The organism is Pseudomonas sp. MPB23 (assembly GCF_046605395.1).
Lineage (GTDB): Bacteria > Pseudomonadota > Gammaproteobacteria > Pseudomonadales > Pseudomonadaceae > Aquipseudomonas.
On record NZ_CP176771.1, the window covers coordinates 3,652,475 to 3,678,637 of the forward strand.

General features: G+C 61.3%; 22 protein-coding genes and 1 pseudogene. 11 read left to right on the forward strand and 12 right to left on the reverse strand.

What is annotated here, in order from left to right; genetic code table 11:
- The 5 genes from ACLH0J_RS16770 to gloB form a co-directional block, all read right to left on the reverse strand.
- Nucleotides 1-1,077, reverse strand: coding sequence for a microcin C ABC transporter permease YejB (locus ACLH0J_RS16770; protein ID WP_411388189.1), 1,077 nt, complete (start codon nucleotides 1,075-1,077; stop codon nucleotides 1-3).
- The gene (locus tag ACLH0J_RS16775) at nucleotides 1,078-2,916 is read right to left on the reverse strand and encodes an extracellular solute-binding protein (protein ID WP_411388190.1); all 1,839 of its coding nucleotides are present in this window, start codon (nucleotides 2,914-2,916) and stop codon (nucleotides 1,078-1,080) included.
- Nucleotides 2,913-4,742: an extracellular solute-binding protein gene (locus ACLH0J_RS16780; protein ID WP_411388191.1), complete on the reverse strand. Its 1,830-nt coding sequence runs from the start codon at nucleotides 4,740-4,742 to the stop codon at nucleotides 2,913-2,915. The genes ACLH0J_RS16775 and ACLH0J_RS16780 overlap by 4 nt, the downstream gene beginning before the upstream one ends.
- A 211-nt stretch (nucleotides 4,743-4,953) precedes the next feature.
- The gene (locus ACLH0J_RS16785) at nucleotides 4,954-6,366 is read right to left on the reverse strand and encodes a transglycosylase SLT domain-containing protein (RefSeq protein ID WP_411388192.1); all 1,413 of its coding nucleotides are present in this window, start codon (nucleotides 6,364-6,366) and stop codon (nucleotides 4,954-4,956) included.
- 98 nt (nucleotides 6,367-6,464) lie between these two features.
- A complete protein-coding gene (gene gloB, locus ACLH0J_RS16790; protein ID WP_411388193.1) occupies nucleotides 6,465-7,232 on the reverse strand; it encodes a hydroxyacylglutathione hydrolase in 768 nt (255 codons plus the stop codon).
- A 65-nt stretch (nucleotides 7,233-7,297) separates the two neighbouring features.
- Between gloB and ACLH0J_RS16795 the strand changes: the two genes are divergently transcribed.
- The 5 genes from ACLH0J_RS16795 (at nucleotide 7,298) to ACLH0J_RS16815 (ending at nucleotide 12,380) form a co-directional block, all read left to right on the forward strand.
- Nucleotides 7,298-8,056, forward strand: a complete 759-nt coding sequence (locus ACLH0J_RS16795) for a class I SAM-dependent methyltransferase (RefSeq protein ID WP_411388194.1) — start codon at nucleotides 7,298-7,300, stop codon at nucleotides 8,054-8,056.
- A gap of 86 nt (nucleotides 8,057-8,142) precedes the next feature.
- Complete coding sequence (rnhA, locus tag ACLH0J_RS16800) at nucleotides 8,143-8,595, forward strand: ribonuclease HI (protein WP_003173571.1); 453 nt, start codon at nucleotides 8,143-8,145, stop codon at nucleotides 8,593-8,595.
- Nucleotides 8,596-8,664: 69 nt separating this feature from the next.
- Nucleotides 8,665-9,405 (forward strand): DNA polymerase III subunit epsilon, encoded by a 741-nt coding sequence (gene dnaQ, locus ACLH0J_RS16805; protein WP_411392841.1) that lies wholly within the window; start codon nucleotides 8,665-8,667, stop codon nucleotides 9,403-9,405.
- 129 nt (nucleotides 9,406-9,534) lie between these two features.
- Entirely contained in the window at nucleotides 9,535-11,790 is a 2,256-nt protein-coding gene (locus ACLH0J_RS16810) for an Orn/Lys/Arg decarboxylase N-terminal domain-containing protein (RefSeq protein ID WP_411388195.1), read from the forward strand.
- A 20-nt stretch (nucleotides 11,791-11,810) separates the two neighbouring features.
- Nucleotides 11,811-12,380: a GNAT family N-acetyltransferase gene (locus tag ACLH0J_RS16815; RefSeq protein WP_411392842.1), complete on the forward strand. Its 570-nt coding sequence runs from the start codon at nucleotides 11,811-11,813 to the stop codon at nucleotides 12,378-12,380.
- Between the two features lie 19 nt (nucleotides 12,381-12,399).
- On the opposite strand, the gene ACLH0J_RS16820 is transcribed toward ACLH0J_RS16815, so the two are convergent.
- Nucleotides 12,400-13,287 carry a LysR family transcriptional regulator gene (locus tag ACLH0J_RS16820; protein ID WP_411388196.1) on the reverse strand — a complete coding sequence of 296 codons (888 nt, stop codon included), beginning with the start codon at nucleotides 13,285-13,287 and terminating at the stop codon, nucleotides 12,400-12,402.
- 156 nt (nucleotides 13,288-13,443) lie between these two features.
- On the opposite strand from ACLH0J_RS16820, the gene gspG reads away from it, so the two are divergent.
- Together gspG and ACLH0J_RS16830 are read left to right on the forward strand one after the other, a co-directional pair.
- Nucleotides 13,444-13,932, forward strand: coding sequence for a type II secretion system major pseudopilin GspG (gene gspG / locus ACLH0J_RS16825; protein WP_411388197.1), 489 nt, complete (start codon nucleotides 13,444-13,446; stop codon nucleotides 13,930-13,932).
- 102 nt (nucleotides 13,933-14,034) lie between these two features.
- Entirely contained in the window at nucleotides 14,035-14,379 is a 345-nt protein-coding gene (locus ACLH0J_RS16830; RefSeq protein WP_411388198.1) for a hypothetical protein, read from the forward strand.
- A 63-nt stretch (nucleotides 14,380-14,442) separates the two neighbouring features.
- Here ACLH0J_RS16830 and ACLH0J_RS16835 read toward each other — a convergent pair whose 3' ends face one another.
- Complete coding sequence (locus ACLH0J_RS16835; protein ID WP_106578721.1) at nucleotides 14,443-14,679, reverse strand: hypothetical protein; 237 nt, start codon at nucleotides 14,677-14,679, stop codon at nucleotides 14,443-14,445.
- Between the two features lie 228 nt (nucleotides 14,680-14,907).
- On the opposite strand from ACLH0J_RS16835, the gene ACLH0J_RS16840 reads away from it, so the two are divergent.
- On the forward strand, nucleotides 14,908-15,465 hold the full coding sequence (locus ACLH0J_RS16840) for an NADPH-dependent FMN reductase (RefSeq protein ID WP_411388199.1): 558 nt from the start codon (nucleotides 14,908-14,910) through the stop codon (nucleotides 15,463-15,465).
- Between the two features lie 16 nt (nucleotides 15,466-15,481).
- Here ACLH0J_RS16840 and poxB read toward each other — a convergent pair whose 3' ends face one another.
- Nucleotides 15,482-17,206, reverse strand: a complete 1,725-nt coding sequence (gene poxB, locus ACLH0J_RS16845) for a ubiquinone-dependent pyruvate dehydrogenase (protein ID WP_411388200.1) — start codon at nucleotides 17,204-17,206, stop codon at nucleotides 15,482-15,484.
- A 77-nt stretch (nucleotides 17,207-17,283) separates the two neighbouring features.
- Nucleotides 17,284-18,516, reverse strand: coding sequence for an NADH:flavin oxidoreductase/NADH oxidase family protein (locus ACLH0J_RS16850; protein ID WP_411388201.1), 1,233 nt, complete (start codon nucleotides 18,514-18,516; stop codon nucleotides 17,284-17,286).
- Between the two features lie 71 nt (nucleotides 18,517-18,587).
- On the opposite strand from ACLH0J_RS16850, the gene ACLH0J_RS16855 reads away from it, so the two are divergent.
- On the forward strand, nucleotides 18,588-18,995 hold the full coding sequence (locus ACLH0J_RS16855) for a MerR family transcriptional regulator (RefSeq protein WP_411388202.1): 408 nt from the start codon (nucleotides 18,588-18,590) through the stop codon (nucleotides 18,993-18,995).
- Between the two features lie 25 nt (nucleotides 18,996-19,020).
- On the opposite strand, the gene ACLH0J_RS16860 is transcribed toward ACLH0J_RS16855, so the two are convergent.
- Together ACLH0J_RS16860 and ACLH0J_RS16865 are read right to left on the reverse strand one after the other, a co-directional pair.
- On the reverse strand, nucleotides 19,021-19,518 hold the full coding sequence (locus ACLH0J_RS16860) for a DUF934 domain-containing protein (protein ID WP_411388203.1): 498 nt from the start codon (nucleotides 19,516-19,518) through the stop codon (nucleotides 19,021-19,023).
- Nucleotides 19,502-21,160, reverse strand: a complete 1,659-nt coding sequence (locus ACLH0J_RS16865) for a nitrite/sulfite reductase (protein ID WP_411388204.1) — start codon at nucleotides 21,158-21,160, stop codon at nucleotides 19,502-19,504. Before ACLH0J_RS16865 ends, ACLH0J_RS16860 begins: the two co-directional genes overlap by 17 nt.
- 422 nt (nucleotides 21,161-21,582) lie before the next feature.
- On the opposite strand from ACLH0J_RS16865, the gene ACLH0J_RS16870 reads away from it, so the two are divergent.
- Nucleotides 21,583-22,650: an ABC transporter substrate-binding protein gene (locus ACLH0J_RS16870; protein WP_411388205.1), complete on the forward strand. Its 1,068-nt coding sequence runs from the start codon at nucleotides 21,583-21,585 to the stop codon at nucleotides 22,648-22,650.
- Here ACLH0J_RS16870 and ACLH0J_RS16875 read toward each other — a convergent pair.
- Nucleotides 22,647-22,862 carry a DUF2970 domain-containing protein gene (locus ACLH0J_RS16875; protein ID WP_411388206.1) on the reverse strand — a complete coding sequence of 72 codons (216 nt, stop codon included), beginning with the start codon at nucleotides 22,860-22,862 and terminating at the stop codon, nucleotides 22,647-22,649. The two genes, ACLH0J_RS16870 and ACLH0J_RS16875, sit on opposite strands and share 4 nt — an antisense overlap.
- A 348-nt stretch (nucleotides 22,863-23,210) precedes the next feature.
- On the opposite strand from ACLH0J_RS16875, the pseudogene ACLH0J_RS16880 reads away from it, so the two are divergent.
- Nucleotides 23,211-24,131: pseudogene (locus ACLH0J_RS16880) on the forward strand (dermonecrotic toxin domain-containing protein); the annotation flags it as partial.
- Between the last annotated feature and the right edge of the window lie 2,032 nt (nucleotides 24,132-26,163).

A 26,163-nucleotide genomic window follows, 5' to 3' on the forward strand; every position in this document is an offset into this window, starting at 1 on the left:
TCAATGCTCCCGGCTGGCGAAGTCGATGCGCGGATCGACCAGGGTGTAGGTGAGGTCGCCGATCAGCTTCACGATCAGCCCCAGCAGGGTGAAGATAAACAGCGTGCCGAACACCACCGGGTAGTCACGGTTGATCGCTGCTTCAAAGCTCATCAGGCCCAGGCCGTCGAGGGAGAAGATCACCTCTACCAGCAAGGAGCCGGTGAAGAAAATCCCGATGAACGCCGAGGGGAAACCGGCGATCACCAGCAGCATGGCGTTGCGGAACACATGGCCGTAGAGCACGCGGTGGTTGGTCAGGCCCTTGGCCTTGGCGGTGACCACATACTGTTTGTTGATCTCGTCGAGAAAGCTGTTCTTGGTCAGCAGGGTCATGGTCGCGAAGTTGCCGATCACCAATGCGGTGATCGGCAGCGCCAGGTGCCAGAAGTAGTCGAGGATCTTGCCACCCCAGCTCAAGTCGTCGAAGTTGTTGGAGGTGAGCCCGCGCAGGGGGAACCAGTCGAAATAACTGCCGCCGGCAAACAGCACGATCAGCAGGATTGCAAACAGGAACGCCGGGATTGCATAGCCGACGATGATCAACGAACTGGTCCACACGTCGAAATGGCTACCGTGCCGGGTGGCCTTGGCGATCCCCAGGGGGATCGACACCAGGTACATGATCAGCGTGCTCCATAACCCGAGGGAGATGGACACCGGCATTTTTTCCTTGATCAGGTCGATGACCTTGGCGTCGCGGAAGAAGCTGTCGCCAAAATCCAGCCTGGCGTAGTTCTTCACCATGATCCACAAGCGTTCCGGCGCCGACTTGTCGAAGCCGTACATCTTTTCGATTTCCTTGATCAGCGCCGGGTCCAGGCCTTGGGCACCGCGATAGCTGCTGGAGCCGGCCACCGAGACTTCGGCCCCGCCGCCGGCGATGCGGCTGGTGGCGCCTTCAAAGCCTTCGAGCTTGGCGATCATCTGCTCGACCGGGCCACCGGGGGCGGCCTGGATGATGACGAAGTTGATCAGCAGAATCCCGAACAGCGTGGGGATGATCAGCAACAGGCGACGAACAATATAGGCCAGCATTCAATCGCCTCCGCTCGCCGGTTCGGCGGTCTCGGTTGGGTCCAGGGTGACTGCCGGCTTGGCGTCGGGCTTGACCCACCAGGTGGCGGTGCCGACGTCGTAGCGCGGCGGGACTTTCGGGTGACCGAGATGGTCCCAGTAAGCCACGCGGTACGTTTTGATGTGCCAGTTGGGGATCACGTAGTAGCCGAACTGCAGCACACGGTCCAGGGCCTTGGCGTGGGCCACCAGGTTTTTACGCGAGTCGGCGTCGATCAGTGCTTCCACCAGTTGGTCGACGGCCGGGTCCTTGAGCCCCATGTAGTTGCGGCTGCCGGGTTTGTCGGCGCTGGTGGACTTCCAGAATTCACGCTGCTCGTTACCCGGCGAGGTGGATTGCGGGAAACTGCCCACCACCATGTCGAAATCCCGCGAGCGGACGCGGTTGATGTACTGCGAAACGTCGACCCGGCGAATCACCAGGTCGATGCCCAGGTCGGCCAGGTTGCGCTTGAAGGGCAGCAGCACGCGTTCGAATTCAGTCTGGGCCAGCAGGAACTCGATGGTCACCGGTTTGCCGGTGGTGTCGACCATTTTGTCATCGACGATACGCCAGCCGGCTTCCTGCAGCAGTTGGTAGGCCTCGCGCTGCTGGCTGCGGATCATGCCGCTGCCATCGGTTTTCGCCGGCTCGAATGCCTGGGTGAAGACTTCGGCCGGGATCTTGTCGCGCAGCGGTTCGAGGATCTCCAGCTCGGCGGGGCCGGGCAGGCCGGTGGCGGCCATTTCCGAGTTTTCAAAGTAACTGCGGCTGCGGGTGTAGGCGCCGTTGAACAGTTGCTTGTTGCTCCACTCGAAATCCAGCAACAGGCTGATAGCCTTGCGCACCCGCACATCCTGGAACATCGGCTTGCGCGTGTTGAACACGAAACCCTGCATGCCGGTGGGGTTGCCGTTGGGGATTTCTTCCTTGATCAAGCGGCCCTGGGTCACCGCCGGAATGTTGTAGGCATTGGCCCAATTCTTCGCGCTCATCTCCAGCCAGTAATCGAACTGCCCGGCCTTCAGCGCTTCCAGGGCCACGGTGTTGTCGCGGTAATAGTCGGTGATGCGGTAATCGAAATTGTAGAAACCCTTGGCCACGGGCAGGTCCTTGGCCCAGTAGTCCTTGACCCGCTCGTAGCGGATCATGCGCCCGGCCTTGACCTCGGCGACCTTGTACGGCCCGCTGCCCAACGGCACTTCCAGGTTGCCCTTGGCAAAGTCCCGCGTGGCCCACCAGTGCTTGGGCAATACCGGCAATTGCCCGAGGATCAGCGGCAGTTCGCGGTTATTGGTGCGCTTGAATTTGAACAGCACCCGCAGCGGGTCTTCGGCCACCACTTCGTCGACGTCGGCGTAGTAGGTGCGGTAGATCGGCGAGCCTTCCTTGAGCAAGGTCTGGAACGTGAACACCACGTCTTCGGCGCGGATCGGATGGCCGTCGTGGAAGCGTGCTTCGGGGCGCAGGTAGAAGCGCACCCAACTGTTGTCAGGGGCCTTTTCGATCTGGCCGGCGACCAGGCCGTATTCGGTGATCGGTTCATCCAGGCTTTGCATGGCCAGGGTGTCGTAGATCAGGTTGATATTGTCGGCCGGCACGCCCTTGCTGATGAACGGGTTGAGGCTGTCGAAGCCGCCCATGCTCGATTCGCGAAAGGTCCCGCCTTTGGGGGCGTTCGGGTTGACATAGTCGAAGTGCTTGAAGCCCGCGGGGTATTTCGGTGGTTCGTTGTAGAGCGTCAGCGCATGTTGCGGGGCGGCGTGGGCCGCGGTGCACAGCAACAGGCTGCCAAGCAGTGCGTTGCGCAGAGACATCATTGGGCTTTCTCCGAAGCTTTCAGCCACCACGCGCTCAGGCCCAGGTTGTAGGGCGGCGTGGTGACGAAGGCGAACCGGTTGCGGTACGCCAGGCGATGATAGTTGAGGTACCAGTTGGGAATGCTGTAGTGCTGCCACAGCAGCACCCGGTCCAGGGCACGGCCGGCGGCCAGTTGTTCTTCGCGGGTCTGCGCTGCCAGCAGTTGTTCCAGCAGGTGATCGACGATGGGGTTGGCGATGCCGGCGTAGTTCTTGCTGCCCTTGATCGCGGCCTGGCTGGAGTGGAAGTATTGCCACTGTTCGAGGCCCGGGCTCAAGGTCTGGTTGAGGGTGATCAGGATCATGTCGAAGTCGAACTGATCCAGGCGCTGCTTGTATTGGGCGCGGTCGACGGTACGCAGGCGTGCGTCGATGCCGATGCTGATCAGGTTCTCGACATAGGGCTGCAGGATGCGCTCCAGGTTCGGGTTGACCAGCAGGATCTCGAAGCGCAGCGGTTGCCCGTCCTTGTTGAGCAGGCGTTGACCGGACAGCTTCCAGCCGGCTTCGCCAAGCAGCGCCAGGGCATGGCGCAGGGTTTCGCGGGGAATGCCGCGTCCGTCTGTCTGGGGCAGGCTGAAGGCTTGCGTGAACAGGTTGGCGGGCAACTGGTCGCGGTAGGGCGAGAGCATCAGCCATTCGCGCCCCACCGGCAGGCCGGTCGCGGAGAATTCGCTATTGGGGTAGTAGCTCAAGGTGCGCTTGTAGGCACTGCTGAACAGGGTGCGGTTGGTCCACTCGAAGTCGAACATCAGTCCCAGGGCTTCGCGCACCTTGGTCTGGCTGAAGGTCGGCCGCCGCGTGTTCATGAACAGGCCCTGGCTCTGGGTCGGGATCTGGTGGGCGATCTGCGCCTTGATCACGTCGCCGCGGTTGATCGCCGGGAAGTTGTAGCCGTTGGCCCAGTTCTTGGCCTGGTGCTCGATATAGATATCGAACTCGCCGGCCTTGAAGGCTTCGAAGGCCACGTCGCTGTCGCGGTAGAACTCCACTTCGACCTTGTCGTAGTTATAGAAACCCTGGTTGACCGGCAGGTCCTTGCCCCAGTAATCCTTGACCCGTTCGAACACCAACTGGCGGCCGGGGGTGACCTTGCTGATCCGGTAGGGGCCGCTGCCCAGCGGCGGCTCGAAGGTGGTGGCCTTGAAGTCGCGGTTTTTCCAGTAATGCTGGGGCAGCACAGGCAACTCGCCCAGGCGCAGGATGAGCAGTGGATTGCCGGCGCGCTTGAACACGAAGCGGATGCGATGGCGATTGAGGATATCCACCCGCGCCACTTCCTGCAGGTTGGTGCGGTATTGCGGGTGGCCTTCGGTCAGCAGGGTGCGATAGGAAAACGCCACGTCATACGCAGTGATCGGCTTGCCATCGTGGAAGCGTGCTTCGGGGCGCAGGTTGAACACCACCCAACTGCGGTCCTCGCTGTACTCCACCGACTGGGCAATCAGGCCATAGCTGGAGGTCGGTTCGTCGCCGGACGGCGCGTACAGGCCGGTGCCGACCATCAAGGGCTCGTTCAGCTCATTGACGCCGTATTGCAGGAAATTGGGGGTGGAGACCGGGCTGGAGCCCTTGAAGGTATAAGGGTTGAGCGTATCGAACGTGCCAAACGCCATCACCCGCAGCGTCCCGCCTTTCGGCGCGGCAGGGTTTACCCAATCGAAGTGGGTGAATTTGGCCGGGTACTTGAGCGTGCCGAACTGCGTGTAACCGTGGCTTTCGGTAATCGTCGCGTTCGCACCAAAGCTCAAGGCCAGACTTATTAGTAGAAGGAGGGGACGCTTCAAGTCAGAGATCCGATCCAGGCGGCTTGGGCTTTAGGATCGGTACAGTAACAGCTTGTTCCGCTTGGAAAAAGCCAGTTGGGATGATGGCGATCCCATGTGGGAGAGGGCTTGCTCCCGATGGCTGTGTGTCAGTCGGTTTATGTACTGACTGACACACAGCCATCGGGAGCAAGCCCCCTCTTACAATTGGCGCTCTGGTGTTCTTGAGGTGTCAGCGCGGCCCGGAAACCACCAGCATCTGCCCCGGCTTCAAGGCCTGGCCGGTGCGCGGGTTCCAGCGCTTGAGATGTTGCATCTCCACGTTGAAACGCTTGGCGACGATATACAGCGAGTCGCCTTTCTGGACCTTGTAGTGCACCGGCTTTTTGCTGCTGGCCTGGGCCACGGCGCGGCGAGTGTCCTGCATCACCAGGGTCTGGCCGACCTTGAGTGCCTGGCCGTTGAGCTTGTTCCAGCGCTGCAGGTCATGCACATCGACCTTGTTGGCCTTGGCGATCAGTGTCAGGTTGTCGCCATTGCGCACCTTGTAGCTGCGGGTACGCCCGGCCACCCTCGTGGTCTCGACTTCATCGAACACCGGTTTTTTCGGGCGCAGTGCCAGCAGTTCTTCAGGTTTCATCGCCGACAGGCTGCTGGTGAGCAGTTGTGCCTTGGAGCTTGGGACCAGCAGATGTTGCGGGCCGTCCAGGGTGGTGCGTTGCTTGAGCGCCGGGTTGAGCTGGAACAGTTCGTCCTCGTCGATTTCGGCCAGCGCGGCAACCCGTGACAGGTCCATGCTTTGCTTGACTTCAACCACCTCGAAGTACGGCGCGTTGGCAATCGGGTTCAGGTTGACGCCGTAGGCCTCGGGGGCCAGCACCACCTGGGACAGCGCCAGGAACTTGGGTACATAGTCCTTGGTTTCCTGGGGCAGCGGCAGGTTCCAGTAGTCGGTGGGCAGGCCGAGCTTCTCATTGCGCTCGATGGCCCGGCTGACCGTGCCTTCGCCGGCGTTGTAGGCGGCCAGGGCCAGCAACCAGTCGCCGTTGAACATATCGTGCAGACGGGTCAGATAGTCCAGGGCGGCGGTGGTGGAGGCGGTGATATCGCGGCGGCCGTCGTAGGCGCGGGTCTGGCGCAGGTTGAAGTAGCGCCCGGTGGAGGGGATGAACTGCCACAAACCGACCGCGTCGCTGCGCGAATAGGCCATTGGGTTGTAGGCACTTTCAATCACTGGCAGCAGGGCCAGCTCCAGGGGCATGTTGCGTTCTTCAAGGCGTTCGACGATGTAATGAATGTAGAGGCTGCCGCGTTCACCGGCACTCTCCAGAAAGGACGGGTTGCTGGCGAACCACAGGCGCTGTTGCTCGATGCGCGGGTTGACGCCCAGGCCATCCTGCAATTGAAAGCCCCGTCGCATGCGTTCCCAGACATCCTGGGGCACTTCGGGGCTTGGCTTCTCTGAGAGCCAGATAGGTTTCTGCTTGATCTTGGCGACAAGATTGGGTTTGGGTTGCACGGTGGATTGTGCAGCGAAATTTGTCGATTGGCAGCCCGCCAGAGTCGCGGACACAGCCACCGCCACAGCTTGAGCCAGGCGGGTCAATGCGTCTGAATGGTTGGATTTACGAGTAGATGACGACATTGGCTGGAAGTAAGTTCCGGGCAAAAATGTCGGGCGATTCTAGAAAGCGCAGTGGTTCCGGTCAACCATTCAGAAATTGCGTATCAGATTGCTTCCCTTTAGAACTTATCTTTCCAAGCCCTCAAGCTAGCAAATACCTCGGCCCCAGAGCGGTTGTCGCGACCGTTCCGTTCGTCCGCTTTTTGTTTAACGGATGTTTCAGCGGTGCGTAAAAACGGATTGGTGCGTTTTTCCAGGGCCAGGTTGGACGGCAGCGTCATCTCGCCACGGGCGCGCAGTTGGCGGACGTTTTCCACTCGTTCGGCGATATCGGCATTGTCCGGTTCCACCGCCTGGGCAAACGCGAGGTTGCTTTGGGTGTATTCGTGGGTGCAGTACACCAAGGTGTCGGCAGGCAGGGCGGCGAGGCGTTCGAGCGAGGTGTGCATCTGTTGCGGGGTGCCTTCGAACAGGCGACCGCATCCGGCGGCGAACAGGGTGTCGCCACACAGCAGTACACCGGGGTGATAGAACGCGATGTGCCCCAGGGTATGACCCGGCACGGCGTACACGTCAAAATCCCAGCCCAGTACGTGGATACGGTCGTTATCCTGCAGGGCGACGTCCCGCGCCGGGATATTCTCGTTGGCCGGCCCATAGACCTTGGCCCCCGTTACACGTTTGAGTTGCTCGACACCGCCCACGTGATCATGGTGGTGATGGGTGATCATGATGTCGCTGAGGGTCCATTGCGGATTCTGCCTGAGCCACGCCAGTACGGGCGCGGCATCGCCGGGGTCGACCACGGCGCAGCGGCGGGTCTGGGGTTCACGCAATAACCAGATGTAGTTATCCGTGAAGGCGGGCAGGGCACTGATCTGTATCATTCTTCGATTCGCCAAGCTGAACACATTGGTGCATCTTAGAACGTCTAGGCGAGTTGGAGAATGCAATGACTGATAAAGCGTTCGCCCAGGCCGATCCTGAATGGCTGGCCCTGATCAGCGCAGCCCGCGAATGGCTGTCCGGGCCGATCGGGCAATTTTTGCTGGACGAGGAACGGCGCATGCTCGAAGACGAGCTGGGCCGGTTCTTCGGTGGCTACCTGGTGCATTACGGCCCGTCGGCCCAGACACCGCCCGCCGCGCCCCAGGTGCAACGCAACGTGCGGCTGGGCGCGCCGTTGCCGGGGGTTGAGATCGTGTGCGAGGAGCAGGCCTGGCCGTTGAGCGAGCACGCCGCCGATGTGGTGGTGTTGCAGCACGGCCTGGATTTCTGCCTGTCGCCCCACGGTTTGTTGCGCGAAGCGGCGAGCAGTGTGCGTCCCGGTGGTCACTTGCTGATCGTCGGCATCAACCCCTGGAGCAGTTGGGGCTTGCGCCATGTGTTCGCCCATGATGGCTTGCGCCAGGCGCGCTGCATCTCGCCGTCGCGGGTAGGCGACTGGCTGAATCTGCTGGGCTTCGCGCTGGAGAAACGCCGCTTCGGATGCTATCGTCCGCCGCTTGCGTCGCCCAAGTGGCAGGGCCGTCTGGCCGGCTGGGAACGCCGCGCGGGTGCCTGGCAATTGTCCGGTGGCGGCTTTTATTTACTGGTGGCGCGCAAGATCGTGGTCGGGCTGCGGCCGGTACGCCAGGTGCTGCGCCAACCCATGGGCAAGCTGGTGCCGATGCCGATGGCCAAGGTCAATCGCAAGCCAAGCGAGACGTAAACCCCCCTTTTGATTTCAGGCCAGGTCTCCTGGCCTCGGGATACTGTCGGTCAATTACCGGCAGCCCGTTTTGATGGATGTAACCGATGACCGATAGCGTAGAACTCTTCACCGATGGCGCCTGCAAGGGCAACCCCGGCCCCGGCGGCTGGGGCGCGTTGCTGGTGTGCAAGGGCGTGGAGAAGGAATTGTGGGGCGGCGAAGCCAATACCACCAACAACCGCATGGAGCTGATGGGCGCCATTCGCGGCCTGGAAGAACTCAAGCGCCGCTGCAACGTGTTGCTGGTGACCGACTCGCAATACGTGATGAAAGGCATCAATGAATGGATGGTCAACTGGAAGAAACGTGGCTGGAAGACCGCGGCCAAGGAACCGGTGAAAAATGCCGACCTGTGGCAGTTGCTCGATGAACAATGCAATCGCCACGACATCACCTGGAAATGGGTGCGCGGGCACATCGGCCATCCGGGTAACGAGCGCGCCGACCAACTGGCCAACCGTGGCGTGGACGAAGTGCGCGGCTACAAGCAGAGCTGATCCGGCTGACGTGTTAACATTGCGCCCCTTGAAATACACCACACCGTTGAGAGCTGAACCCTGATGGCCATCCGATCTGTTGTACTCGATACCGAAACCACCGGCATGCCGGTGACCGACGGCCACCGGATCATTGAAATCGGCTGTGTCGAACTCATGGGGCGGCGCCTCACCGGTCGTCATTTCCACGTCTACCTGCAACCGGACCGCGACAGTGACGAAGGCGCAATCGGCGTCCACGGTATCACCGACGAATTCCTCAAGGGCAAGCCGCGCTTCGCCGAAGTGGCCGACGAGTTCTTCGAATTCATCAACGGCGCCCAGTTGATCATCCATAACGCGGCGTTCGACATCGGCTTCATCAACAACGAATTCGCCCTGATGGGGCAGGCCGATCGCGCGGACATTTCCCAGCACTGCACGATCCTCGACACCTTGATGATGGCCCGGGAGCGTCACCCCGGCCAGCGCAACAGCCTCGATGCGTTGTGCAAACGCTATGGGGTCGACAACTCCGGTCGTGAGCTCCACGGCGCCTTGCTCGACTCCGAGATTCTCGCCGACGTTTACCTGACCATGACCGGCGGGCAGACCAGCCTGTCCCTGGCCGGTAATGCTTCCGACGGTGCCGGCTCGGCCGAAGGCTCGGGCAACCGCCCTTCGGAAATCCGGCGCCTGCCGGCGGATCGCAAGCCGACCCCGATCATCCGCGCCAGCGAGCAGGACCTGGCCGAGCATGCGACGCGACTGGAAGCGATTGCCAAGGCGGCCGGTGCGCCAGCGTTGTGGACCCAACTGACACAACAATAGCGCGATCAGACGGTGAGAGAGGGCTTGCTCCCTCTCACCGCTTGATCACCATGGCCTGCAAAATCTTCATTCGCCACATCCCCTCGCAGCTTCTAACCTGAGTGCATAGCCCTCAGGACGACATGCCTCATGTACAAAGACCTGAAGTTCCCCGTCCTTATCGTGCACCGTGACATCAAGGCCGACACCGTTGCCGGTGAACGGGTCCGCGGCATCGCCCAAGAGTTGGAACAAGAAGGCTTCAGTATCTTCTGCGCCGTGGACTATGCCGAAGGCCGGCTGGTGGCTTCCACCCATCATGGCCTGGCATGCATGCTGATCGCGGCCGAAGGCGCCGGTGAAAATACCCACTTGCTGCAAAACATGGTCGAACTGATCCGCCTGGCGCGGGTGAGGGCGCCGAACCTGCCGATCTTTGCCCTGGGCGAGCAAGTCACCCTGGAAAACGCGCCGGCCGATGCCATGAGCGAACTCAACCAACTGCGCGGCATCCTTTATCTGTTCGAAGACACCGTGGCGTTTCTCGCCCGCCAAGTGGCCCGGGCGGCCCGCACGTACCTGGACGGCCTGTTGCCGCCGTTCTTCAAAGCCCTGGTGCAGCACACCGCCGACTCCAATTACTCCTGGCACACCCCTGGCCATGGTGGTGGCGTGGCGTACCGCAAAAGCCCGGTGGGGCAGGCGTTTCATCAGTTCTTCGGGGAAAACACCCTGCGCTCCGACCTGTCGGTCTCGGTACCTGAACTGGGTTCGCTGCTGGATCACACCGGCCCCCTGGCCGAAGCCGAAGCCCGTGCCGCACGCAACTTTGGCGCCGACCATACCTTCTTCGTGATCAACGGCACGTCCACCGCCAACAAGATCGTCTGGCACTCCATGGTAGGGCGCGATGACCTGGTGCTGGTGGACCGCAACTGCCACAAGTCGGTGCTGCACTCGATCATCATGACCGGCGCCATCCCCCTGTACCTGTGCCCGGAGCGCAACGAGCTGGGGATCATCGGCCCGATTCCCCTGAGCGAGTTCAGCCCCGAGTCGATCCGCGCCAAGATCGACGCCAGCCCGCTGACCCGTGGCCGGCCGCCGAAAGTGAAGCTGGCGGTGGTCACCAATTCCACCTACGACGGCTTGTGTTACAACGCTGAACTGATCAAGCAGCAATTGGGCAGCAGTGTCGAGGTGTTGCACTTCGACGAAGCCTGGTACGCCTACGCGGCGTTCCACGAGTTCTTTGCCGGGCGCTATGGCATGGGCACCTCGCGCACCCCGGACAGCCCGCTGGTGTTCACCACCCATTCCACCCACAAGCTGCTGGCGGCCTTCAGCCAGGCCTCGATGATCCATGTGCAGGACGGCGGCGCCCGTCAACTGGACCGTGACCGCTTCAACGAAGCGTTCATGATGCACATCTCCACCTCGCCGCAATACAGCATCATCGCCTCGCTGGATGTGGCCTCGGCGATGATGGAAGGCCCGGCCGGGCGCTCGCTGCTGCAGGAAATGTTCGATGAGGCCTTGAGCTTTCGTCGTGCCCTGGCCAACCTGCGCCAGCACATTGCCGCTGAAGACTGGTGGTTTTCCATCTGGCAGCCGCCTTCGGTGGCCGGCATTGACCGGGTCGCCACGGCCGATTGGCTGCTGCAGCCGCAGGATGATTGGCACGGTTTTGGGGATGTTGCCGACGACTATGTGCTGCTGGACCCCATCAAAGTCACGCTGGTCATGCCTGGCCTCAATGCCGGCGGCGCCTTGAGCGACTGTGGGATTCCCGCAGCGGTGGTAAGTAAATTCCTCTGGGAGCGCGGCCTGGTGGTGGAGAAGACCGGGCTGTATTCCTTCCTCGTGCTGTTTTCCATGGGGATCACCAAAGGCAAATGGAGTACCTTGCTCACCGAGTTGCTGGAATTCAAACGCAACTACGACGCCAATGTCAGCCTGGCCAGTTGCCTGCCGTCGGTATTCGCCCAAGGACCGGTGCGCTACCAGGGCCTGGGGTTGCGCGACCTGTGCGATCAATTGCATAGCTGCTACCGTAGCAACGCCACCGCCAGACACCTTAAGCGGATGTACACGGTTTTGCCGCAGATCGCGATGAAGCCTGCCGACGCCTACGATCAATTGGTCAAGGGGGAAGTAGAGGCTGTTTCCATCGACGCCTTGCCAGGGCGTATCGCAGCCGTGATGCTGGTGCCTTACCCGCCCGGTATTCCGCTGATCATGCCGGGCGAGCGCTTTACCGAAGCGACGCGATCGATCATCGATTACCTGGCGTTTGCCCGGACCTTCGATAGCAGTTTCCCCGGATTTGTCGCCGATGTTCATGGATTGCAACACGAAGACGACGGCAGTGGTCGTTGTTACACCGTCGATTGCATCAAAGGATAAGGATGTTTATGCAAGCTGTAATGAACCCGAAGTATCCGGGGCTCAGTGTGCGGGTCGCCGACGAAGGCTTTGATGCCTACGTGTGGGGCAATGATTTCAGCTTTGAGGTCAGCGCCTATGCTGTGCCGCAGATGGGCAAGCGCGTCGACCAATGGCCGGTGGAACGCATCCTGCCGTACCGCAAATGCTATGGCATCGACCCGGAAGAGTTCGCCAGTTTCCGCGATGTGCCAGACAGTGCGATTTTCATGGCCTACCTCGATGATCGTCCGGTGGGACATGTCGTGGTCAGCACCAACTGGAACGGTTTTGCCCACGTGGATGAGTTGGCGGTAGCGTTGCCCGCCCGCCGGCATGGGGTGGCCAAGGCCTTGCTGGATGTGGCGCAGTTCTGGAGCCGCAAGAAAAACCTGCCGGGCATGATGCTGGAAACCCAGAACAACAACCTCGGAGCGTGCCGTCTGTATGAGCGTTGCGGCTATGTGATGGGCGGGATCGACCACCTGCGATATCGCGGCATTGATCCGCAGACCCGTGAAGTGGCGATTTTCTGGTATCGGTTGTTCAAGACCGAAATCGAGGGAATCTGATCGGTAGCAGCTCGCTCCTCTACATCAGGCCTTCGGCTTTGTGCGTGACGATTTCCAACAACGCATTCAGTGCCGGGGAAGCAACGCCGTCCTTGAGCGTCAGCGCATACAGGCTGACCATCATCGGCGGCGACACCGGGCACACATCCAGCCCGGCCTCGCGTGCGCCAGACGCGGTAAACGGGTCGACAATCGCCAGGCCTTCTCCGGCCTCCACCATGCTGCGCATCATCTGATAGGTCTGCACCCGCGTCTGCACCACCGGCAGCGGGCGCAGGGCCTGCAGCTTGGCGTCCAGCAGGCGGCTGAGCGGGTCTTGCCCTTCGAGCCCGATCATCGACTGACCGGCCAGGTCCTGCAGCGTAATGTACTTCTGCTTGGGCTTGAGCCAGCCGTGGGGGGCCAGCAGTTGCAGTTTGCCCTGGGCCAGCACTCGGCTCTGGATTTGCGCGTGTTCAGGGTCATGCAGGCTCAGGCCCACGTCCGCCTCATGCAGCAGCAGGCTCCTGACGATTTCCCGCGTCGGTTGGCTCGACAGATTGCATGGCGTGTCCTGGAAGCGTCGGCGCAATACCGCGATGCTCTGTGGCAGCAATTGATTGGCCAGGGGCGGGGTGCACAGCGCCCGCAGGGTGGGGGCGTGATGGTGTTTCAAACGGCTGGCCAGGCGCTGCAGCGGTTCCAATGCTTCGTACACATGGGCGATCTCGGCTTGCATTTCCAGGGTCTCGCGCGTCGCTTGCAGGCGCCCGCGCACACTGGCAAACAGCATGAAGCCCAATTGCCGCTCGGCGTCCTTGAGGGCGGCGTCTACATCGCCCACGGGGAGTTGCAACCATTCGGCGGCCGTGCCGAGGTGTCCGGTCTGCAAGATGGCCTGAATCACTTCGATATGACGTAAACGCATCGCCGGAGTCTAGGGTCAGCAGGGCGGGGATTCAATGGCCGGGGAAAAAAGAGCTCGTGCGTTGATTCGCGGCAGACTAACGTGAGCCTTGCGCGCTGCTGCAACGAACAAGTCATACAACGAGCGTATCAATCGAGAGACACGGGGAGACTGACAATGCCTGGACGAATTGGCGCCGGCAACCTGCATGACCAGCGAGGCTTTACGCGGTGGGCGGTGCTGATCGTGCATGACCAGCGAGGCTTTACGCGGTGGGCGGTGCTGATCGTGTTGGTCATCATTGGTTTGCTGGCCTTGGCGGTGGGGCCGCGGCTGTTTGGTGATATGACGCTGAAGGAAATTGCCATGGCCAAGGTTCAGGTCGCCGAGCTGGGCGGGGCCGTCGAACAGTTTCATCAAGACATCGGCCGCTACCCGACGGATGAGGAAGGTTTGGACGTGCTCGTCAAGCGGCCGGCCGCCGAAGCGAAATGGAAAGGGCCTTACGTCAATGAAGATCTGTTGAGCGATCCCTGGGGCATTGCCTACCAGTATCACTACCCGCCGACCCAGCCACGGACCCCGTTTGACCTGTTTTCCTTCGGCAAGGATCGGACGTTGGGCGGTGTCGGCGATAACAAGGATATTACCTACGGAGATCTCTAATTCATCAGGCATTACCTATCGACCTGATTAGAATGGCTCGTCTGATCATCAACGACCAATGCCGGTTATCGGCACATACAACAAAAACAGGTCCGGTCTCATATGTCTTTGCCCTCGACAATCCTCGGGGTAACGGCCAAGCAACTGCTGGTCCTGGTGACCGTCGGCTGCGTGGCCGCTTATCTCTTGAGTAATCACGACGAAACCACCGCGCAAGACCTCGCCATCGAGGCGTTCATCCGTTCCCAGGAACGGGTGGCTGAGCAGGTGGGCGCAGTAGTGGGCATGACGTTGGTCAGGCAGGTGGTCGCATACCCCGCCTACAACTCGCCGGGTTACAAACGTTTGATCTATGCGGTGGAGGGCGAGCGGGGGAGGTTGATGGTGATGCTCAAGCAAATGGACGGCGAGCAAGAACTTGAAGTGACGGAGATTCGCGGCCCGTGATCGCCCGGCCCAGTCAATGCCGTCATTGGCCAGGACTGAGCAGGTACGTTCGGGGGATCAAGCTTATGAAGCGAGTGTGGTCTGCGATTCACGGACGATAATGGTGCCTGACTGAATCAGTTTGAATTCATCGCCCTCCAGCTTTTCTACGCGGTCGCCAATGGCCAGTTTGTAGGTGGTGGTAGGTGCCGAGCCAGCCAGGTCGCCTTGCACCGGGTTGGATTCCTGGAACTCATGCACCGAATAGACACGCCCTTCAGCGTCTCTGGCATGAAACTGTCCGACTAGTACTGCTGCCATCTGTTTAGAACCTCTGGAGATAAACACTCGATTTGCGGTTCTGTAGACCGTCATAAACAGGGGTAGTTTACCTATGGAAAAAAAATACTATTCGCTGATGATTTTCAGACGTGTCCTACGCGTTGAGGTGCGAGGCAAACGCTTGCAGGATTATCAAAACCTTCTGGTGAACGCGCCGCGAAGGCTCTATAACTACAAGCTCCATTAGTCAGACGTCGGGAAACCCCAATGAGCAAGGTCTACACGATTGCCGTCCTGGTTGGCAGCTTGAGAAAAGACTCGATCAACCGCAAGGTCGCCCTGGCTTTGGCCGAACTGGCCCCTGCCAACCTGAAGTTGAATATTGTGGAAATCGGCGATTTGCCGCTCTACAACGAAGACCTCGACGGTGCGGCCCCGCCGGCAGCCTACAGTACTTTCCGTCAGCAGGTGAGTTCATCCGACGCGGTGCTGTTCGTGACCCCGGAATACAACCGTTCCGTGCCCGCCCCGTTGAAGAACGCGATTGACGTGGGTTCGCGCCCATACGGGCAGAGCGCCTGGAGCGGCAAGCCAGGGGCGATCATCAGCGTGTCGCCGGGTGCGATTGGCGGTTTTGGCGCCAACCATCACCTGCGCCAGTCCCTGGTGTTCCTCGATGTGCCGTGCATGCAGCAGCCGGAAGCCTACCTGGGCGGCGCGGGCAGTGTGTTCGACGAGGCCGGCAAGGTGTCGGAAAAAACCAAGCCGTTCCTGCAGGCCTTCATTGATGCCTACGGCAAATGGGTCGAAAAACAGTCGGCCTGATCCATGCCCGGTGGGGTTATCGGAGCCAGTTGGTCCGCGCCAGTTCGATCACCTCATCGCCACGCCCGCTCATCACCGCCTTGAGCATATACAGGCTGAAACCCTTGGCCTGTTCCAGCTTGATGCTCGGCGGCATCACCAGTTCCTGGGTCGCTGTGACCACATCCACCAGCACCGGGCCGTCATGGGCCAGGGCGCGGCGCAGGGCCGGTTCCAGGTCTTCGGACTGCTCCACGCGAATGCCCAGGATACCCATGGCGTTGGACATGGCGGCGAAGTCCGGGTTTTTCAGCGCGGTACCGGCTTCCAGGTAGCCCGCGGCCTTCATTTCCATGGCGACGAAACCCAAGGACGCGTTATCGAACACGATGACTTTGACCGGCAAGTTCAACTGCGCCAACGAAATGAAATCCCCCATCAGCATGGTGAAGCCGCCGTCGCCCGACAGAGAAATCACCTGCCTGCCAGGGAACGCTGCCTGCGCACCGATGGCCTGGGGCATGGCGTTGGCCATCGAGCCGTGGTTGAACGAGCCGATCAGGCGGCGCTGGCCGTTCATTTTCAAGTAGCGCGCGGCCCACACGGTCGGTGAGCCCACATCGGCGGTGAAGATCGCGTCGTCATCGGCCAGCTCACTGAGTAGACGCGCTACGTATTGTGGATGGATCGGGCGGTTGGCCTTCGACGGTTGCGCCAGGTCATCCAGGCCTTGGCGGGCTTTTGCGTAATGCTTCAGCGAAGTGTCCAGGAAGCTGCGATCGCTCTTGCGTGTCAGGCGTGGCAGCAGTGCATCGATGGTTTCGCTGACGTCGGCGGCGATACCCAGGTCCAGCGTGGCGCGACGGCCCAGAGCCTGGGGGTTGCGGTCGACCTGGATGATCTTCGCACCGGTGGGGTAGAACTGGCGATACGGGAAGTCGGTGCCGAGCATGATCAGCGTGTCACAGTCGAGCATGGCGTGGTAACCGGAGCTGAAGCCGATCAGGCCGGTCATGCCCACGTCGAACGGGTTGTCCCATTCCACATGTTCCTTGCCGCGCAAGGCGTGCACCACCGGCGCACCCAGGGCATCGGCCAGCGCGACGACTTGATCGTGGGCACCGGCGCAGCCACTGCCGCACAGCAGGGTGACTTTCCGGCTGCTGTCGAGTATCTCGGTGAGGCGCTGCAGGTCCTGTTCCGCCGGCAAGGTGCGCGGTGCGTGCAGGGCCGGCCAGGGCTTGAGCGAGTTTTCGACTTCCAGCAGCGACACATCCCCCGGAATCACCACCACCGCCACGCCGCGATTGAGGATCGCCGAGCGCATGGCGCGGTGCAGCACCTGGGGCATCTGTTCGGGGTTGGTCACCAGCTCGATAAAGTGGCTGCACTCCTTGAACAGCTCCTGGGGATGGGTTTCCTGGAAGTAGTTCAGGCCGATTTCGGACGATGGAATCTGTGCGGCAATCGCCAGCACCGGTACATGGTTGCGATGGCAGTCGAACAGCCCATTGATCAAATGCAGGTTGCCCGGCCCGCAACTGCCGGCGCATACCGCCAACTCACCGGTGGCGGCGGCCTCGGCACCGGCGGCGAAGGCGGCCACCTCTTCGTGGCGCACGTGCATCCATTCGATGCTGTCCATGGTGCGCAGGGCGTCGGTGAGGCCGTTGAGGCTGTCGCCGGTCAGGCCCCAGATGCGCTTGATGCCCGCCTGTTCAAGGGTGGTCGCCAATTGCTGGGCCAGGTTGATTTTCGCCATGAAGAACTCCAATCGTCAGTGAGGTTAAAAACTGCTGATCAATAGGGGACAGTTCGATCACGGCGAATGCTCCGTCGTTAATGTGAAGATTGCGTCATGGTTGCACGGTATTGCCGGGTGCGCCGGGCGATAAACCACTGGTCACGGACCAAGGCCATGCACGGGGCGGCCTTGGGTTTTGGCGGCTGGCCCAGGCTCAGGCGGCGCATCTGGTCACGCACCACGGCCAGGGTGGCGAGGGCGGCCAGCGGTTTGCGCTGCCAGTTGATCGGTTTGAGTTGCGGGTTGAGATCGCGGCCTTCGCGCCAATGTTTGATCAACTGCGGTTCCAGGGTCAGGGCGGTGGCGATACCGGCCATGGCGATGCCGCTGTCGAGTACTTGCTGCACCACCGGCAGGCGGCGGATGCCACCGGTGACCATCACTGGCATGTTGGCGATGGCGGCCACTTCGCTGGCAAATTCGAGGAAGTACGCTTCACGGGCCAGGGTGCGGCCATCCCGCGCATCGCCTTGCATGGCCGGCGCTTCGTAGCTGCCGCCGGACAATTCCAACAGGTCGATGGGTAACGGGTTGAGCATCTCGATCACAGCGCGCGCGTCGGCCTCTTCAAACCCGCCACGCTGGAAGTCCGCCGAGTTGAGCTTTACCGCCACGCAAAAGGACGGGCTGACGCTGGCGCGCACGGCGTTGATCACCGCCAGCAGCAGGCGCGCGCGATTCTCCAGCGAACCGCCCCAACGGTCGGTGCGCTGGTTGCTGAGCGGCGAGAGAAACTGGCTGAGCAAGTAACCATGGGCCCCGTGGATTTGTACCCCGGTGAACCCGGCTTTTTCGGCCAGGCGTGCGCTGGTGGCAAAGCGCTTGATCACGTCTTGGATATCGTCCTCGGTCATTGCCTTGGGCTTGGCGAACATCTTTGAAAAGCCGCCCAGGTCGAGGGCCACGGCGGAAGGCGCCAAGGCTTGCTGGCGCAGGTTGGCCGGGGTCTGGCGCCCTGGATGACTCAGTTGCAGCCAAAACTGCACGCCCTTGCCCCGGGCCACATCGGCCCATTCGCGAAAGCTGTCGAGCTGCTGTTCGTCTTCCAGGGCGACGCCGCCGGGGCCGGTCATGGCGCGGCGGTCGATCATCACGTTGCCGCTGAGCAATAGGCCGGGCTCGCCGTCCGCCCAGGCCTTGTATAGCTGCTTCAGTTGGCGAGAGGGCGCCTGGCGGGCATCCGCCATATTCTCTTCCATCGCGGCCTTGGCGATACGATTGGAAAGAATCTGGCCGTTGGGCAGTTGCAAGGGTTCGAAGGGGGACATGGTTGACTCCTGAGCGGGGGAGGCCTCAGGCTAAGCTTAAAGTTAACTTTAATGTCAAGCAGGGCGTGGCGATGAATATTGGTGAGCTGGCAAAACAGAGCGGGCTGGCGGCGTCGCGTATTCGGTTTTATGAAGCCGAAGGGTTGATCAGCCAGGTGGGCAGGCAAGCCAATGGCTATCGGCGCTATGCGCCGCAAGCCTTGCAGACACTGCAATTGATCCAGAGCGCGCAACAGGCCGGATTTACCTTGCAGGAGCTCAAGGCGTTGATGCCGGCCCCCGGTGAGCACAAACGTGACGAGTTGATCGAGGCGCTGGAGCGTAAGGTGGCGCAGATCGAAGGGATGCAGGCGCAACTGGCCCACAGCAAGGCGCAGTTGCTCGGGGTGATCGAAGCCGTGCGCGCGCAGCCGGAAGGCGTGCCGTGCTCTATGGGGCAGAAGCAGGTGTTAGGGGTAATCCAGGCCCCCATAACGTAGGCGCGGGCGAGCCCGCGCCTACAGGTTATTGGCGGCGGCGGAACAGTGGCAGCGGTTCATCCGTTGCGGCCTGGTACGTCACCGAGAAGTCCTTGAGGCTTTGCAGCGCTTCGTACGGGTCTTTGTCGGCGCGCAGGGCGAAGGCATCGAAGCCGCAACGGTGCAGGTAGAACAACTGGTCGCGCAGTACATCGCCAATCGCCCGCAGTTCGCCTTTGTAACCATAGCGGTCACGCAGCAAGCGTGCGTTGGAGTAGTTGCGACCGTCGGTGAAGGCCGGGAAGTTCAGGGCGATGACCTGGAAGTACTTCACGTCGTCGCCGATCTCTTCGGCTTCTTCATCGGCGTCCAGCCACACACCCAGGCCGCCATCGCGGGCCTTGAGCGCATGACCATGCTCGCGCCACAGGGCCAGCGGCACGATCAGGTCGTCGCAGTTGGAGATGCCGTCGAAGGTCGCGTCCTTGGGCAGCAGGTGCCAGGTTTCGTCGACCACTTCGTTGTTCTTAATGATTCGCTGCATAGACGCGCTCCTTGAACAGGTCAATGCCGATGCGCTGGTAGGTGTCGATGAAACGCTCATCTTCGGTGCGCTGTTCGATGTACACATCGATCAGTTTGCCGATCACCTCGGGCATGGCTTCCTGGGCGAAGGACGGGCCGAGGATCTTGCCCAGGCTCGCATCGCGGCTGGCGCTGCCACCCAGGGACACTTGATAGAATTCTTCGCCTTTCTTGTCCACGCCCAGGATGCCGATGTGGCCGACGTGGTGGTGACCACAGGCGTTCATGCACCCGGAAATGTTCAGGTCCAGCTCGCCGATGTCGAACAGGTAGTCCAGGTCGTCGAAACGGCGCTGGATCGATTCGGCGATCGGGATCGACTTGGCGTTGGCCAGGGAGCAGAAGTCGCCGCCCGGGCAGCAGATGATGTCGGTCAACAGGCCGATGTTCGGCGTGGCGAAACCGCCTTCGCGCAGCTCGCCCCACAGGGTGAACAGTTGGCTCTGTTCAACGTCCGCGAGGATGATGTTCTGCTCGTGGGAAGTGCGCAGTTGACCGAAGCTGTAGCGCTCGGCCAGGTCGGCGACGGCGTCCAGTTGCTTGTCGGTGATGTCGCCCGGCGCGACGCCGGTGGGTTTCAGCGACAGGGTCACGGCCACATAGCCCGGCTTTTTGTGCGCCAGGGTGTTGCGCGTACGCCAGCGGGCGAAACCTGGATGCTGCTGGTCGAGCGTGGCGAGTTCGGCGTCCTGATTGCTCAGGGCCTTGTACTGCGGGTCGACGAAGTGCTTGGCCACGCGGTGGACTTCGGCTTCGGTCAGGGTGGTCTGGCCGCCGCGCAGGTGTTCCATCTCGGCGTCGACCTTCTGGGCGAATACCTCAGGGGTCAGCGCCTTGACCAGGATCTTGATCCGGGCCTTGTATTTGTTGTCACGACGGCCATAGCGGTTGTAGACCCGCAGGATGGCGTCAAGGTAGCTCAACAGGTCCTGCCACGGCAGAAACTCGTTGATGAAGGCCCCGACCACCGGAGTACGGCCCAGGCCGCCACCCACCAACACACGGAAACCCAGCTCGCCGGCCGCGTTGTATACCGGCTCCAGGCCGATATCGTGCACTTCGATGGCTGCACGGTCCGAGGTCGAGCCATTGATGGCGATCTTGAACTTGCGCGGCAGGTAGGCGAATTCGGGGTGGAAGGTGGTCCACTGGCGGACGATTTCGCACCAGGGACGTGGATCGATCAGTTCGTCGGCGGCGACGCCAGCGAATTGGTCGGTGGTCACGTTGCGCAGGCAGTTACCGCTGGTCTGGATGGCGTGCATCTGCACGGTCGCCAGTTCCGCCAGGATATCCGGCACATCTTCCAGCGCCGGCCAGTTGAACTGCACGTTCTGGCGGGTACTGATGTGGGCATAGCCTTTGTCGTAGTCGCGGGCAATCTTGGCCATCATGCGCGTCTGGCGCGAAGTCAGTTGGCCATAAGGCACGGCCACCCGCAGCATCGGCGCAAAGCGCTGCACATAAAGGCCATTTTGCAGGCGCAGAGGGCGGAACTCTTCTTCGCTCAGTTCACCTGCTAGGTAGCGTCGGGTCTGATCACGGAACTGCTTGACGCGGTCCTCGATGATGCGCTGATCGTATTCGTCGTATACGTACATATAGGTCCTGTTCTCGGCAAATCTGCGCGCACGGCCGCGCACTCCCAACGGAGCCGGCGCACGATACCAGTTTGCGTTTATGCGCAAAAGTGATGTTTGAGTATATGCAAAGAACCAAATCGACTAATGAGATCGATTATCGGCTTACCCACATTTGTCATGCGGGCAATTCTCAACTTTACTGTGAGCGTGTTTGAGTGCAATCACCTATAAAACCGACAAGAGGCGATGCGATGAGCAACTCGACGAAAGCCCGTAAACCCGACAGTAGCGTGGACGCCTGGGCCATTCTGTTCCTGATCATCCTGGTGGTGGGAACGGCCGTATTTTGGGTCAGCCACCAGTAAACGGTGCTGATTGAGCCTCGATTCAATGATGCGTTGCCACTATGATGGCTGCCCCTTTTCAAGGCTCATGCAACGATGTTGAAGGTTTTGATCACGTGTGTGTGTTTGCTGGGATCGACGTATGGGGTGATGGCTCATGCGACGTCGGTGGTGTTTCTCAATCCCGGCCTGTCGAATGAAACCTACTGGGTCAGCTACGCGCAATTCATGCAGGCCGCGGCCAAGGACCTCGGCCTGGATTTGCGCGTGCGTTATTCCGAGCGTGACAATGCCAACACCTTGAGCCAGGCCCGCGAGGCGCTGCAGGGGCGCGAGCGGCCCGATTACCTGGTGCTGTCGAATGAACAGTACGCGGCCCCGCAGGTCATGCGGATGGCCGAGGGCAGTGGCGTCAAGTTGTTGCTGGTGAACAGCGCGCTGACCCCCGATCAAGAGCAAATGATGGGTGCCCGCCGGGGCATCAACGTGATTGGCAGCCTGGTCGCCGACGACGAACAGGCCGGCTACCTGATGCTCACTGACCTGCTGCGCCAGCACGGCCCGGTTGCCCCCGGTCAATCCCTCGACCTGTTGGCATTTTCCGGCATCAAGACCACTCCGGTTGCGCTATTGCGCGAACAGGGCATGCGCCGTGCACTGGCCGAGCACCCTGAGGTGCGCCTGCGTCAGTTGGTCTACGGTGAGTGGAGCCGTGAGCGCGCCTTCGAGCAAGCGACGCAGATGTTCAAGCGCTATCCGCAGACCACCCTGGTGTGGTCGGCCAACGATCAGATGGCGCTGGGTGCCATGCAGGCGCTCCAGGACAGCGGGCGTGTCCCGGGCAAAGATGTGTTGTTCAGCGCGGTCAACAGCTCGCCGGAGATCTTGCAGGCGCGTCTGGACGGGCGCTTGTCGAGCCTGGTGGCCGGGCATTTCACCATGGGTGGCTGGGCCATGGTGCTGATCCATGATGATGCCAAGGGCCTGAACATTGGCGCGTTCGGCGGGCTCCGCCGTCAGGAGGATGTATTCCAGCTGATTACTCCCGCCCAGGCGCGTCGTTTGCTGGGGCCGATGCCATCGGCGAATTTCCGTGCATTGTCCGCCCAGGGCAAACCGGCCTCCTACCGATACCCCTTCAGCCTGCGTCTGCTGCTGCGCTAGACGCCAGCCAGGTGCAGCACCAGCTTGACGATACCGAACAAGGTCAGCGCGAATACCCCGGTGAACAGAATGCCCAGCACCACAAAGTGGCTGGGCTTGCCGTGGCTGAAGTCGCGGGCGCGGTTCTTGCCGCTTTGTACGCCAAAGGCGGCGGCCATGACGCTGTGGAGCATCTGCCAGAAGGTCGGCGGCTTGTTGTCTGGTTCTTCCATGGAACCCTCCCTGAGCAGGTGTGAATCGATGGACGTACCCAGAGGATAGTCAAGGACTCGCCGTCTGCAGGCGGCATAGGTAGTTACCGCCGTCGATCCGGCTCCCCATGGTGTGCTGTTGCTCTTTCTTTACGGAGCAACATCATGACTGAATCACCGGCGCCGACTGCTGCGCGCGCGTCAACAGGCCTGCATACCGCCTTCATCAAGCACCGTGTTCCCGACTGGCTGCACCGATTGGGCCCCGACGATCTCAAGACCCTGGGCAACGGCGTGCTGGCAGGCCTGGACGGCGCGGATCTGCGGGCCGCCTGGCTGACCCAGGCCCGTGAAGATCAGCGCAAGGACATGCTCGACTGTATCGCCGCCAGCGTGGCCTCCAGTCACGCGCTGGCGCAGAGCCTCAAAGGTTTACAGGGCATCACCGAGTTCGCGCAGCCGCTGCTTGAGCAGGCATTGCAGGAACGATTCGGCACGGCCACCGACGTCAACCAGAACCGGCTTTACCATCTGGGCGCGGCAGCGCCAAATATTGATCAATCGTTGCTGCAGGCTGCGTTGCTGAACTTTGAAAGTGACACGGATTTCGATCAGGTGTCCTTGCAAGAGACCAGCGCCATTGCCCCGGCAGGCGCGTTATTGCGGGAGAAGGATGGGCCGCCGAAGTACAGCTTCCCCCTCAACAAGACCTACCAACCCTACCGCTATCGCTACACCTGCAAGTCCTCGATCAAACCGGCCGATTTTGCCGATCTTTGCCGCACCCTGGACCTTGGCAAGCGCTATCAGGAGCATCTGGACCAGGTGTTCGACGGTGACAATCGCGACCGGGTCCACGAACAAATGAAGCGTGCGCGCAACGACCTGATGGCTGTGCACGCCCGCCGCGCGCGAATGAAAGGCTATATCAGCGAAGATGTGTTTGCGCTGCTGCAAGGGCTGCTCAAGGGCGAGCGCCCGCGCTACAACGGGCATGCGCTGGCATTCACCGAGCTTGAACTGTTCGGCTCGGCCATCGGCGAGGTGTTTGTCATCGGCTGCGCCACGCGCGTCGTGGGTCTGCCCGTGGCGGACTGGCAAACAAAGGTTGCCGAGGCGTTCCTGCCGTTCAATCCCCGTCCTCTGCTGGGTGCGTCGCTCAGTGCCGACGAGCAAAAGGTCATCGTCTACATGCCCGGTGCCGGGCAGTATGAATGGGGGGAATACAGTTCGATCCTTGAGTTTGAAAAAACACTGGCAGTGGCGTTGCGTTCCACGTCGATGCAAAACGTGTTTATACAGTGGGTGAAACACGACGAACGGCAAACCTTCCAGCGGCGCCTGAAGGCTCAGCGCTATGGCAAGCGCTGGAACTCCAATGGCTTCTATGAGCAGATCGATAACCCTGAACCCGACCTGAGCCTGAAGGAAACCTGGCTCAGTGAGCGTTTGTTCGACGCCTTGCACGAACGTCACCAGACCCGTATGCGTGACAACGCTCGACTATTGGCCGTACCCACCGCGGTGGTGGACAACGCGGCGATGTGGGCAAGGCTCAAGCACTACGCGGAAATCGGCCTGGACGTGTTGAACGTGGCGGCATTTTTTGTGCCGGTGCTGGGGCACGTGATGCTGGCGGTGACCGCCGTTCAACTGTCGGTGGCGGTGTATCAGGGGTTCGAAGCCTGGAGCGTCGGTGATCGGGCGCAGGCGTGGGCGCATTTCGAGTCCGTGGCCCTGAACGTCGGTTTCGCCGCCGCATTGATGGGGGCAGGGGCGGCTGCACGTATTGTCCCCAAGGTCCAGGTGTCCAAGTGGGTCGGCGGGCTGGTGCCGGTCAAATTGCCCAACGGCCAGGCGCGCTTGTGGAAGCCGGATATCGAGCCTTATCGCAGCGATATCCAGCTGGATCCTGCCCAGTCGCCCAATGCCTCAGGCCAATACGAAGTAGACGGCCGGACCTATGCGCGCCTGGGCGAACACCTGTATGAGCAGACCTACGATGCCGAACTCAAGGTCTGGCGCATCAAGCACCCGAACGATCCCGACGCTTACCAGCCCGAACTGGAACATAACCAGGCGGGCGCCTGGCGTCACCGTCACGAGCAGCCCCTGCAATGGGATCGGCTGACCTTGTTACGGCGCATGGGCCACGCGACCCGGGGGCTTGACGATGAAGCCTTGCGTCAGATCGGTGAGGTCAGCGGCGTGCATGACGATGCGCTGCGCAAGATGCACATGGATCGAACCTTGCCACCGCCTGCGCTGGCGGAAACCTTGCGCCAGTTTCAGGTCGAGCGGGACGTGAACGCGTTGGCCGAGCAGATTCGCAGCGGCTCCTGTGTACAGGGGTTGTGCGAGTACGAGGCACCGTTGTCGGTGAAAATGCCCGGCTGGCCTGAAGGACACGTGTTGGAGGTGTTCCAGGGCGAGCAACTGCAGGGCGCTTCTCAACGCTATGGTGCCGCGTTGACGGCCAGCGATACGAAGCCCCCCATTCGAATTACCCGGGGCGAGATCATGCAGGGTCAAATGGCCAATCGCGTGTTGTCGGCGCTGGATGAGCGGCAGGTCGCTGAACTGCTTGGAACGGACGCAAGCATGAGCGCGGGACAGCGCGAGCATAGGTTTCGCGATCGTCTTGCCCGCGTCGCCGGTGAAAGGAGAAAGACACTGTTCGACAGCCTCTACCGTCGTCAGGCCCGCCCTGATCCAGACATCGATCGCCTGCAACGGCACTTTCCCGGCCTGGCCCGCGCCGCTGCGCGGGATGTGCTGGAGCATGCGCCCGTGGACGAGCTGACGCAGTTACGCGCCAACGGCCGAATCCCTTTGCGCATGGCCAGCGAGATTCGCGTGCATGTCCAGCAAGGGGCATTGAATCGTGCGCTCGCGGGTCTGTACCTGGAAAACATGGCCTCTGCCGCCAGCGACCGCCTGGCGCTGCACAGCCTGCCACATTTACCCGATTGGCCGGCGGACCTGCGGGTGGAAGTGCGCAGCGATACGATCAACGGTGCGCTGCTCGACAGCATCGGCAGTGAGCAGGCATCGGTGCGCAAGATACTGGTCAAGAAAAACCAGGGTTTCCAGGTGTTCGACGCGGTTGGACGCGCATTGAATGGCAAGCCCTCGCATGGACGCAATCTCTTTGAATCGCTGGCCGCAGCCTTGCCACCCGGCAGCGAAAACCTCGGCACAGGCGATGCTGCGCCTCTGTTGCAACGTCGCCTGGCCGGTTACGCTTGCGCCCACCGTGAGGAAATGGCACGCCTGCTCAAGCAGCGTCCCATAGGCACCGGGCGCGGCCCGTCGCTGCGCT